Origin of the sequence: Streptacidiphilus pinicola (assembly GCF_003258295.1) — a bacterium.
Taxonomy (GTDB): domain Bacteria; phylum Actinomycetota; class Actinomycetes; order Streptomycetales; family Streptomycetaceae; genus Streptacidiphilus; species Streptacidiphilus pinicola.
Map to the genome: position 1 here is coordinate 1 of NZ_QKYN01000100.1, position 10,282 is coordinate 10,282.

At 72.9% G+C, this 10,282-nt stretch carries 11 protein-coding genes and 3 tRNA genes; 9 read left to right on the forward strand and 5 right to left on the reverse strand.

The window, feature by feature from the left end:
* The coding region (locus DN069_RS25145) for a M23 family metallopeptidase (protein WP_133260036.1) at positions 1-715 on the forward strand (715 nt) is incomplete at its 5' end.
* A 163-nt stretch (positions 716-878) separates the two neighbouring features.
* Entirely contained in the window at positions 879-1,958 is a 1,080-nt protein-coding gene (locus DN069_RS25150; RefSeq protein WP_111504538.1) for an alpha/beta hydrolase, read from the forward strand.
* A 58-nt stretch (positions 1,959-2,016) separates the two neighbouring features.
* Here DN069_RS25150 and DN069_RS25155 read toward each other — a convergent pair whose 3' ends face one another.
* The gene (locus DN069_RS25155; RefSeq protein WP_111504540.1) at positions 2,017-2,709 is read right to left on the reverse strand and encodes an NAD(P)-dependent oxidoreductase; all 693 of its coding nucleotides are present in this window, start codon (positions 2,707-2,709) and stop codon (positions 2,017-2,019) included.
* 86 nt (positions 2,710-2,795) lie between these two features.
* On the opposite strand from DN069_RS25155, the gene DN069_RS25160 reads away from it, so the two are divergent.
* The 5 genes from DN069_RS25160 to DN069_RS42665 all read left to right on the forward strand — a co-directional run bounded on the left by DN069_RS25160 (position 2,796) and on the right by DN069_RS42665 (position 7,012).
* Positions 2,796-3,416 carry a TetR/AcrR family transcriptional regulator gene (locus tag DN069_RS25160; RefSeq protein WP_111504542.1) on the forward strand — a complete coding sequence of 207 codons (621 nt, stop codon included), beginning with the start codon at positions 2,796-2,798 and terminating at the stop codon, positions 3,414-3,416.
* Positions 3,417-3,534: 118 nt separating this feature from the next.
* A complete protein-coding gene (locus DN069_RS41835; RefSeq protein ID WP_111504544.1) occupies positions 3,535-4,008 on the forward strand; it encodes a hypothetical protein in 474 nt (157 codons plus the stop codon).
* Positions 4,009-4,212: 204 nt separating this feature from the next.
* Positions 4,213-5,211 (forward strand): class I SAM-dependent methyltransferase, encoded by a 999-nt coding sequence (locus DN069_RS25170; RefSeq protein WP_111504546.1) that lies wholly within the window; start codon positions 4,213-4,215, stop codon positions 5,209-5,211.
* A gap of 35 nt (positions 5,212-5,246) precedes the next feature.
* Positions 5,247-6,230 carry a helix-turn-helix transcriptional regulator gene (locus DN069_RS25175; protein WP_111504548.1) on the forward strand — a complete coding sequence of 328 codons (984 nt, stop codon included), beginning with the start codon at positions 5,247-5,249 and terminating at the stop codon, positions 6,228-6,230.
* A gap of 5 nt (positions 6,231-6,235) precedes the next feature.
* Complete coding sequence (locus DN069_RS42665) at positions 6,236-7,012, forward strand: hypothetical protein (protein ID WP_341538499.1); 777 nt, start codon at positions 6,236-6,238, stop codon at positions 7,010-7,012.
* A gap of 68 nt (positions 7,013-7,080) precedes the next feature.
* Here DN069_RS42665 and DN069_RS25185 read toward each other — a convergent pair.
* The 3 genes from DN069_RS25185 to DN069_RS25195 all read right to left on the reverse strand — a co-directional run bounded on the left by DN069_RS25185 (position 7,081) and on the right by DN069_RS25195 (position 7,376).
* Positions 7,081-7,154 (reverse strand) — tRNA-Phe (locus tag DN069_RS25185).
* 29 nt (positions 7,155-7,183) lie between these two features.
* Positions 7,184-7,257 (reverse strand) — tRNA-Asp (locus DN069_RS25190).
* A 46-nt stretch (positions 7,258-7,303) separates the two neighbouring features.
* Positions 7,304-7,376: transfer RNA gene (locus DN069_RS25195), tRNA-Glu, on the reverse strand.
* A gap of 114 nt (positions 7,377-7,490) precedes the next feature.
* On the opposite strand from DN069_RS25195, the gene DN069_RS25200 reads away from it, so the two are divergent.
* The gene (locus tag DN069_RS25200) at positions 7,491-7,841 is read left to right on the forward strand and encodes a metallopeptidase family protein (protein WP_111504550.1); all 351 of its coding nucleotides are present in this window, start codon (positions 7,491-7,493) and stop codon (positions 7,839-7,841) included.
* 320 nt (positions 7,842-8,161) lie between these two features.
* Here DN069_RS25200 and DN069_RS40295 read toward each other — a convergent pair whose 3' ends face one another.
* Entirely contained in the window at positions 8,162-8,347 is a 186-nt protein-coding gene (locus tag DN069_RS40295) for a hypothetical protein (protein ID WP_165845631.1), read from the reverse strand.
* A gap of 292 nt (positions 8,348-8,639) precedes the next feature.
* Here DN069_RS40295 and DN069_RS25210 point away from each other — a divergent pair.
* The coding region (locus DN069_RS25210; protein WP_243639687.1) for a DEAD/DEAH box helicase at positions 8,640-10,282 on the forward strand (1,643 nt) is incomplete at its 3' end.

The following is a 10,282-nucleotide window of genomic DNA, read 5'->3' on the forward strand; positions in this document are numbered from 1 at the left end:
GGGCGTGACACGACTCGCGGGTTCCCTGGGGGCCTCTTGGAGTGGTTGGGGCGCGGCGATCGGGCTCGGGGTGGGGGCGCTGCTGCCCGCCGCGCTCGCGCCCGGGGCGACGCCGCCGGCCGGGGTGAAGCCGGTGCGGCTCGCGCAGGACGCCGTCGCGGTGCGGGGGGCGGGCCTCGGCGGGGTCGCGGTCGGACGGGGACGCCTGCGGCTGGCCTCGTGGCCGCTGGAGGGCGGGTACGCGACCGCCGCCGCCATCGCGCCGCCGAGACCCAGCCCGCCCGTGGACCCGGGCCCCTGCGGGGAGGCGGGATGGTTCAGTCCGGCGCCCGGCGCGGCGATCAGTCAGGTCTTCGGCGTGCCCGACCCCGAGTACGCGGCCGGCTACCACACGGGTGTGGACTTCGCCGTCTTCGCCGGCACCCCGCTGCTGGCGATCGCCGACGCCGTCGTCGAGGTCGCGGGGTGGGGCGGCGCGTACGGGAACTGGATCGTGCTGCGGCTGCCGGACGACCACTACGCGCTCTACGCGCACATGTCCCGGCTGGACGTGCACACCGGCGACCACGTGCCGGCGGGCAGCCGGCTCGGCCTGTCGGGGGAGTCGGGCAACGCACGTGGCCCGCACCTGCACTTCGAGATCCGCACCGAGAACCACTACGGGGCGGTGATCGATCCGCTCCCTTACCTCCGGGCACACCAGTGCCGGATGTGATCAGGTTCTGGCCTGAAAAGGGCTCGAGTGGTGAAGAAGTCGACAAGAGTTTGCGAGTGCGCAGGAAACACCCAGGGTTTGCCCAGATAGGCTGCGCGGGGCGTGGACACGGCAAGCCACGCGGAGTACACGCACGAAGCCACGGAGCAGGGACCCGAATTCAATGAGCCTCACCGGCACGCCGTTCTTCGTCATCACCGTGGTGGTGATGATCGCGGCGATGGCCCTGCTGGCCTTCGTCTGGAATCGCATACCCGGGCCGACGCCGGTCCGCTACGCGGGCCGGATAGGCGCGACGGTGTTCAGCCAGATCGCGGCCGTCATCGTGGTGTTGGTCTACGTGAACAACACCATGGGCCCCTTCTACGACAGTTGGCAGGACCTCTTCGGCGGGAACGAGAACCAGTCGACCAGCGCCACCAACGTCTCCGCCGGTGGCGCCACGAGCGAGAAGCTCTCGTTCAAGACCTATCTCCCGGGCGTGCAGACGACCATCGCCCGTGGGCCCGCGTCCGGCATCGTCGGCAGCCTCTACGTCTGGCTGCCCCCGCAGTACAACGACCCCGCCTACGCGAACAAGAACTTCCCCGTCGTCGAGCTCCTGCCCGGGACGCCCGGCACGCCGCAGGCGTGGTTCGGGTCGATGAAGGTGCAGGACCAGATCGAGCCGCTGATCGCCGCCGGCAAGGTCAAGCCGATGATCCTGGTCTCGGCCAAGCTCAACGTGCTCCCCGGCGGCGTCGACCCCGGCTGCGCCGACACCCCGCCGCCGAACGGCGCGAAGACCGCGACCTGGCTCTACCAGGACGTGCCGGGCCTGATCGCCGCCAACTTCCGTACCGCGAGCGGCCCGCGCAACTGGGCGATCATGGGCTACTCGGCCGGCGCCTACTGCGCCGTCAACCTGACCGTGCACCACCCGGAGGTCTTCCACGCGGCCGTCAGCCTCTCCGGCTACAACGGTCCCGAGGCGCCGATCGTGGCCAGGAACCCGGCGCTGAAGAACATCAACGACCCGTATCTGGTGCTCCGCGGCGAGAAGCACCAGCCGGACATCGCGCTTCTGCTCGCGGGGAGCGTCCAGGACCCGGGCACCATCCCGGCCGCCAAGAAGCTGCTCTCGGTGCTGCACACGCCGGGCCCCAACCAGCTGCTGACGGTCCAGTACGGCGGCCACACCACCGACGTGTGGCGCGCCATGCTGCCCTCCTCCCTGCTCTGGCTCTCCGCCCGCCTGGGCTGAGGCGCAGGTCCGGGCCGAGGCGCCCGCCTGGACCGAGGCCCCATGCCCCGTGCCGGGCTCACTGCTTGCGCAGCACCTCCTCGCGCAGCAGCTTGAGGAAGCCCGGCCGGGTGTCGACGGTGGCCACGCCCATCGCGGTGCGGAGGTAGGCGTTCTCGTCGAGCTCGCGCAGCATCGCCGCCGCGAGGTCGGCGCGGGAGGTGTAGAGGCCGTCGGCGCTCTGCGGCGCGGTGCGGTAGGCCGTGACGGCGGGGTGCCCGAAGAGGCCGGACGGGCGGACCGCGGTCCACTCCACCGCGCTGTCGGCGAGCACGGCCTCCATCCGGCGCATGTCCTCGTGCGCGGTGCGCGCGACGCGGCGGTTCACGTGCGGGTCCAGCACGTGGTTGAAGAAGAACTCGCCGCTCGGCCGCCAGGCGGGATCGAGCACGGCGGAGCTGATCGCCAGCAGGCGCTTGACGCCGTGGCGCTCCATCGCGGCGACCGCCTGGGTGATCCCGGTCGAGTAGAGCCGTACCGGAGCGCGGCTCGGGCGGACGCCGAGCGCCGACAGCACCGCGTCCGCGCCCGTCAGCGCGGTGTCGAGCGCGCCCTCGCGGGTCGCGTCGGCGGCGACGGTGGTCAGGCCGGGGCGCGCGGGCAGCGTGTCCGCGCGGCGCGCGACGGCGGTGACCTGGTGGCCGGCCGCGAGGGCCTGGTCGGTCAGGACCCGGCCGGTCGGGCCGGTGGCGCCGAGGACGACGAGACGCATGGTGACTCCTTTGGGGTGCACGGGACTTGGCCGAGCGGCCGAGGTGCCTTGACCGTCGCACCGGCGGGCGCGGATATTCAACGGTGATGAATAAAGCCGAGGTTGTCCGCAGACGTGGCCGCCCGCGCGGGCATCCGCAGACCAGGGCGCGCATCGTCGCCGCCGCCGAGCCGCTCTTCCTCGAACACGGCTACCGGGCCACGACCGTGCGCGCCGTGGCCGCCGCGGCCGGGGTCGACTCAGCTTTGATCAGCTATCACTTCGGCTCCAAGCGCGGCCTGTTCGGCGAGGTCACGCAGATCCAGTGCGCCCGCGCGCTGGATCTGGGCCGCGCCTTCGCCGGGGACCGCGCCGGCCTCGCCGACCGGCTGCTCCAGCTGGTCACCGAGCTGTGGGACGCCACCGAGGTCAACCGGCTGGCCCTGGAGAACGAGGAGGTGATGCGGGCCTTCCGGGAGTTCCTCGAAGGGGAGGTGCTGACCCGCCTTGCTGAATATCTCGGCGGTCGCGACGCGACCCGGCGAGCCCTCGCCGCCGTCACCCTGATCGGCGGGCTGATCTTCACCCGCTACCTCAACCCGCTGCCGCTGGCGGCCGCGCTGCCCTCGGCGGAGGTCTGCCGGACCCTCGCCCCGGCCCTGCGCGCGGCGCTCGCCCCGACCCCGGTCGCGGCCCGCGGTGGAGGGGTCTCCCGCCCCGGGGTGTAGTTGGCACCACCCCCAAGTCGGCTGCTGGAGCTACCGATTCGCGCGGCGATTCCCGGAAGGCTGATCACTGTGCCCGAGAGGGGTCGGGCACCGCGGAGCAGGTCTTTCAGGGGGAGCCATGGCGATCACGTTCGCACCGACGCACAGCGGGACCGGCCTCGGCGCCTGGACCCGTCCGACCCACCCGGCGCGTCAGGCTCGTCCGACGCGCACGGTCCGGTCGCTGCTCGGCGGTCGGCGGTTCACGCTGCCGGTCGCGCTGGTCGGGATGGGGCTGGCGCTGATCCCGTGGATGTTCCTGCTGGCCGCGCAGGGGGAGTGGCCGTGGGTCGGGCTGGACGTGGCGGAGGCGGCCGGCCTGATCAGCACCGGTCTGCTGCTGCGCCGCGGCGACGCCCGCGGTGCGCTCACCGCGGCCGTGACGGCGGCGCTGCTGCTGACGGACGCCTCCTTCGACGTCACCACCTCGCACGGCGCGGAACTGGTCCAGGCGTGGGTGCTGGCGCTGCTGCTGGAGCTGCCGATCGCCGCCCTGTGCGGGCGGTTGGCGCTGCGGTGGGGTCGCGTGGGCCGGGTCCGCAGCGCCGGCTGAGAAGCGGCCGGGCCGGCCGTGGTCGGGCGGAGTCGGGGGGCTTCGCGGACCACGGCCGGTCACGGCACAAGGCCGCCGCCGTTAACACGCCGAGGAGCCGATCAACCGAACGGATGAGTGACGCGTGCCGCATCCTGGCGTTGAACAGGTGGAGGGTGGTGCTTGCAGCCGCCTGTCCGCAGTCCCCGCACGCCGGAGCACGCCATGGCCGTCCCCGCCTCTGCCCCCGAGTCCGTCGCTCCCACCGCTCTCGCGGTGGAGTCCGACCCCGATCTGCCCCGCCCGGCCACCCTCGAGGACGTCCCGGGCTGGTTCCCTCCCACAGACCACCGCTTCTTCTGCTGGCTGCTGGAGTACCAACGTGAACGGGCGATCCAGGGCGACCTCCTGGAGGTCGGCGTCTACCTCGGGCGCAGCGCGATCCTGCTCGGCAGCCACCTCCGGGAGGGCGAGACCTTCACGGTCTGCGACCTCTTCGAGTCCGAGGCTCCGGACAGCGCCAACTCCGCGGAGATGGACTACAGCTACCGGGAGACGCTGACCCGGCGCGCGTTCGAGGCCAACTACCTCTCCTTCCACGACGCGTTGCCACGCATCCACCAGGGCCCGAGCCAGGAGCTGGCCGAGACCGAGCTGATCGCCCCGGACAGCCAGCGCTTCATCCACATCGACGCCTCGCACCTGTACCAGCACGTCGCCGCCGATCTGGCCTTCGCCCGCAAGGCGTTGCGCGAGGACGGCATCCTGGTCATGGACGACTACCGCTCCGAGCACACGCCGGGCGTCGCCGCCGCGACGTGGGAGGCGGTGCTGACGCAGGGTCTGCGGCCGGTGGCGCTCACGCCGCAGAAGTTCTACGCCACGTGGGGCGATCCGGAGCCCGTCCGGCAGGCGCTGATCGAGCACTGCCGCGAGCGCAGTCCGCGCCTGCCCGAGCTGCAGGTGCTCTACGGCGAGCCGATCCCGCGTCTGTGGGCGAGCGCGCTGCTGCCCCAGGAGCAGCTCCGCTCGCGCTGGTTCGAGCAGCAGCAGGCCGAGCAGGAGGCGCGCGAGCAGGCCGAGCGCGCCGCGCGGCGGCGCATCCAGGCCCGGGCCCGGCGGCTGGCCATCGACCTCACCCCGCCGCTGGCCGCCCGCGCCCTCCGCCGCCTGCGCGCCCGCGCCCGGGACCGCGCTCAGGCCCAGCAGGACAGCCGCCCCTGACACTTCGTGTCAGTGGACCGAGAGATGCTGTCCGCATGCGCGCCGACCGACTGATCTCGCTGCTCCTGCTCCTGCAGAACCGGGGGCGGATGACGGCCCTCCAGCTCGCCGAGGAGCTGGAGGTCTCGGTGCGCACCGTCTACCGCGACGTGGAGGCGCTCGGCGCGGCCGGCGTCCCGATCGTGGCTGAGCCCGGCCATGCGGGCGGCTACCGGCTGATCGACGGTTACCGCACCCGCCTCACCGGCCTGACGGCCGACGAGGCGCAGGCGGCGTTCCTCGCCGCGCTGCCCGGCCCCGCCGCGGAGCTCGGCCTCGGCGCGGCCGTCGCCGCGGCCCGGCTCAAGCTCCGCGCCGCCCTGCCGGACGCGCTGCGCGAACACGTGGACCTGATCCAGGAGCGGTTCCTGCTCGACGCGCCCGGCTGGTACGGCGGCCCGGCCGAGGAGACCTCGCACCTGTCGGCCGTGGCCGCGGCCGTCTGGGAGCGGCGCGTCGTCGCCGTCCGCTACCGGCGTTGGAAGGCGCCGACCGAGGTCGACCGGCGCCTGGAGCCCTACGGCCTGGTGCTCAAGGCGGGTCGCTGGTACCTGGTCGCCGCCTGCGAGGGCTCGCTCCGCACCTACCGCGTCGATCAGATCCTGGCCCTCGACCCGCTGGAGGAGACCTTCACCCGGCCGCCCGGGTTCGACCTCGCCGCGCACTGGCAGGCCCACCTCGCCGACTTCGACTCCCGCCGCCACACCGCCGAGGCGGTCCTGCGCCTCACCCCCGCCGGTGTCGCCCGCCTCCGCTCCCTCCCGGACGCGGCCTTCGCCACCGCGGTCGCGGCCACCGGCACCCTCGCCCCGGACGGCTGGACGGTGGCCGGCGTCCCGATCGAGTCCGTCGACCACGCCCACGACGAACTCCTCCGCCTCGGCGCGGACGTCGAGGTCCTCTCCCCGCCCGCGCTCCGCGCCCGTCTCGCCGAGACCGCGCGGACCCTCGCCGAGCGGTACCTGCCGACGGCAGACTGAACGTCATGGAACAGGGCGCCCAGGAACTTGACCCCATCGAGAGCCGGCCGCCGCCGTTCGTCGACGCGCGTGACGCCGAGATCGACGCGGCCCCCGACACCGTCTGGCGCGCCCTCTGCGCGGTCCTGGACCGCTCCTTCTCCCGCCCGCTCTCGGCCCGCTACGCCCGCCTGGTCGGCGTCGAGGACCCCGTCGCCTCCGGCCCGCGCCCGCTCGACATCGGATCCACCCTGCCGGGCTTCCACGTCTTCAGCACCAACCCCTGCCGGGAGCTCGTCCTCGCGGGCCGCCACCGCTTCTCGTCCTACGCCCTGACCTGCACCCTCACTCCGACCGGCCGCAACCGGACCCGCTTGCGCGCCACCACCCACGCCGCCTTCCCGGGCCCGGGCGGCCTCGCCTACCGCCTGCTCGTCGTCTCCTCCGGCTTCCACCGCCTGGGCATGCGCCGCCTGCTGGCCGCCGTGGCCGCCGCGGCGCGGGACAGCGCCGAGCCCGACGAGTTGAACCGCGCGGTCGCCCTGTACTTCCGCCGCATCCCCGCCGCGACCGGCGCGGACCCGGACCTCTTCGCCGCCGTCTTCGGCCCCGCGGCCGACCGGCTGGCCGCGGAGGTCGCCGCCCTGAAGGCCGAGGCCTTCGCCCTCGATGTGGACGAGACCCGAGGCGAGCTCTGGGACTGGGCCGATCGGGTGGCCACCGCCCTGCGCGCCGCCCACCCTGACCTCACCGCGGACTCCGCCGAGCGGATCGCCAACTACTGGGCCTACTGCAACAAGTGACCCGCACCCGGAAACGAAGAAGCCCCTGGCGGATTACTCCGCTAGGGGCTTGTCGCTGGTCAAACGAGTGGCCAGGGCCGGGGTCGAACCGGCGACCTTCCGCTTTTCAGGCGGACGCTCGTACCAACTGAGCTACCTGGCCAGGTTTCCCCCTTGCGGGGGATACCTGAGCGACTCCGACGGGACTTGAACCCGCGACCTCCACCTTGACAGGGTGGCGAGCTAACCAACTGCTCCACGGAGCCAGACGCACAGACTTCGTGCGAGGACGTGCTGTACTGCGATACTACGTGCCCCCAACGGGATTCGAACCCGTGCTACCGCCTTGAAAGGGCGGCGTCCTGGGCCACTAGACGATGAGGGCTGGTGGACCTTTCCGGCGTCCTTGCGGCCGTCGGGGACGTTCAGAAGCATATGGGATGGGAGCGCGATCGCCAAAATCGGTTTCCTGGGCAGGCGACGAGGTCAGGGGCGCGGCGTGCTGGAGATGGGTCGGGAGCGGTTCGAGGAGCTGGTCGGGGACGCGTTGGACGGGATTCCGGTGGAGCTCACCCGGTTGATGGACAACGTGGTGATCTTCGTCGAGGACGAGCCGTCGGCGGACGGGCCCGAGCTGCTGGGGCTCTACGAGGGAACGCCGCTGACGGAGCGGGGCGAGTGGTACGCCGGGGTGCTGCCGGACCGGATCACCGTCTACCGGAATCCGACGCTGCGGATGTGCGCGACCGAGGCCGAGGTGGTGCGCGAGGTCGCGGTGACCGTCGTGCACGAGATCGGGCACCACTTCGGGATCCCGGACGAGCGGCTGCACGAGCTCGGGTACGGGTGACCCGGGCGCGCCGAGGTGTGAGCGGCGCCGCGCGCCCGTGTCCTTTGTTCCGCGCCCGCGTTGAGAAGGGGTGAGGGGGCGGGATCCAGCACGCCAGGCGAGGAAGCGGGGCCGGACGCGATGGGCAAGGTCACAGTGGGGGTGCGCCGCGTCGCGGCGTGGGCGCTGGTGACAGGAGCCGTGGTCGGCGCGGTGGGCACGCTGTCCGGCTGTATGGAGGTCGGGCCCGCGGTGGCGCCGGTCGGGGCCGGCGGGCCGACGGTCGGCGGCGTCGACACCTCGCAGGACGGGGTGGGCGGCCACCACACGTCCGTGCGCCATCACCCGAGCGAGGGGCCCGACGGCGCGGCGAGCCCGAGTGCGGGGGAGAGCGCGGCGCGGCCCAGTCCCGGGCCGAGTGTGGCCGTGCCGGTGCCGGTCGGCGTCACGCCGCCGTCAGCCACGCCCAGTGCCGCGCAGACGACGCCGCCCGTCCAGCCCAGTCCCGAACCGACCCACCGTCCCACTCCGAGCCCCACGCCGGTGGCGACCCCGCCGCGGTCTCCGAGCCCGACGCCGGTCCTGCCCTCGGTAAGCCCTTCCGCAGGCTGACCCGGCGGGGTAATGTGGCGCCTTTGGCGCACCGTTTGGCGGTGGGGGCACCGCTGCGCTATCTTGGTAGATCGTTGTGTTCAAGTTGCCCGGCGCCATCATGATCTAGGCGCACCTGGCGCGTTCCGGTACTCCGTGGCTTACCGCATAGAGGCGGTTTGGGAAATCTGCGGGTGTAGGCGCGTGCCGATATCCGGAAGGTTTTTCATGTCCCTCGTTGACGACGCCCGCTTCGCCATGCCCGAAAACGGCCAGGATGCCCTGGTCGAGATCGAGGCCACCGAGGTCGAGGCCGACGCCGCCACCACCGCCGCCGACTCCACCGAGCAGGCCGCCGAGGTCGAGACCGAGAAGACGGTCACCTTCGGCGACCTCGGCCTGCCGGACGAGATCGTCCGCGGCCTCGCCAAGCGCGGCGTGACCACCCCGTTCCCGATCCAGGCCGCCACCATCCCGGACGCGCTGGCCGGCAAGGACGTCCTCGGCCGCGGCCGCACCGGCTCCGGCAAGACGCTGAGCTTCGGCCTGCCGCTGCTGACCCGCCTGGAGCAGGGCCGCACCCGGCCCAAGCGCCCGCGCGGCCTGATCCTCGTGCCCACCCGTGAGCTGGCCATGCAGGTCTCCGACGCGCTGGAGCCGTACGGCACCCTGCTCGGCCTGAACCTCAAGGTCGTCTGCGGCGGCACCTCCATGCCGAAGCAGATCTGGGCGCTGGAGCGCGGCGTCGACATCCTCGTCGCCACCCCCGGCCGTCTGCGCGACCTGATCGACCGCGGTGCCTGCACCCTGGACGAGGTCGAGATCGTCGTCCTGGACGAGGCCGACCAGATGGCCGACATGGGCTTCCTGCCCGAGGTCACCGAGATCCTCGACAAGGTCCCCTCCGGCGGCCAGCGGATGCTCTTCTCCGCCACGCTGGAGAACGAGATCGACACCCTGGTGAAGCGCTACCTGGTGAACCCGGTCACCCACGAGGTCGACCCCTCGGCCGGTGCGGTCACCACCATGACCCACCACGTCCTGGTCGTGAAGCCCAAGGACAAGGCCCCGGTCACCAACGCCATCGCCGCCCGCAAGGGCCGCACGATCATCTTCGTCCGCACCCAGATGGGCTGCGACCGTGTCGCCGAGCAGCTGCGCGACGCCGGTGTGAAGGCCGACGCCCTCCACGGCGGCATGACCCAGGGCGCGCGCACCCGCACCCTCGGCGACTTCAAGGACGGTTACGTCAACGTCCTGGTCGCCACCGACGTCGCCGCCCGCGGCATCCACGTCGACGGCATCGACCTGGTCCTGAACGTGGACCCGGCCGGTGACCACAAGGACTACCTGCACCGCTCCGGCCGCACCGCGCGGGCCGGCCGCTCCGGCACGGTCGTCACGCTGATCCTGCCGCACCAGCGCCGCAGCACCTTCCGTCTGCTGGAGGACGCCGGTGTCGAGGCCACCCGCCACATCGTCGGCGGCTCCTTCGACGCGGACCTGGTCCGCATCACCGGTGCCCGCTCGCTGACCGGCGTCCAGGCCGACTCCGCGGCCACCCAGGCCGCGCAGGCCGAGCGTGACGTCGTCGCGCTGACCAAGGAGCTGGAGCGGGCCACCCGCCACGCCGCCAACCTCCGCGAGGAGGCCGACCGTCTGGCCGCCCGCGCCGCGGCCGAGCGTGCCGAGCTGGGTCTGGACGACGAGGAGACGGACGAGGCCGCCGAGGCGTCGACCGCGACCGTCGAGGAGACCGCGACCGCGACCGTTGCCGGGACCACCGACGAGCCGGTCACCGTCGAGGCCCGCGCCCCGCGCTCGGAGCGCTCGGAGCGTTCCTTCTCCGGCCGTGACGACCGTCGTGATGA

What these genes read in the sequence shown, in the direction of transcription:
- DN069_RS25160 (WP_111504542.1), top strand. Translation starts at nt 2,796, where the DNA reads ATGAATAAAGCCGAGGTTGTCCGCAGACGTGGCCGCCCGCGCGGGCAT.
- DN069_RS25170 (WP_111504546.1), top strand. Translation starts at nt 4,213, where the DNA reads ATGGCCGTCCCCGCCTCTGCCCCCGAGTCCGTCGCTCCCACCGCTCTC.
- DN069_RS25150 (WP_111504538.1), top strand. Translation starts at nt 879, where the DNA reads ATGAGCCTCACCGGCACGCCGTTCTTCGTCATCACCGTGGTGGTGATG.
- DN069_RS25155 (WP_111504540.1), bottom strand. Translation starts at nt 2,709, where the DNA reads ATGCGTCTCGTCGTCCTCGGCGCCACCGGCCCGACCGGCCGGGTCCTG.
- DN069_RS25175 (WP_111504548.1), top strand. Translation starts at nt 5,247, where the DNA reads ATGCGCGCCGACCGACTGATCTCGCTGCTCCTGCTCCTGCAGAACCGG.
- DN069_RS42665 (WP_341538499.1), top strand. Translation starts at nt 6,236, where the DNA reads ATGGAACAGGGCGCCCAGGAACTTGACCCCATCGAGAGCCGGCCGCCG.
- DN069_RS41835 (WP_111504544.1), top strand. Translation starts at nt 3,535, where the DNA reads ATGGCGATCACGTTCGCACCGACGCACAGCGGGACCGGCCTCGGCGCC.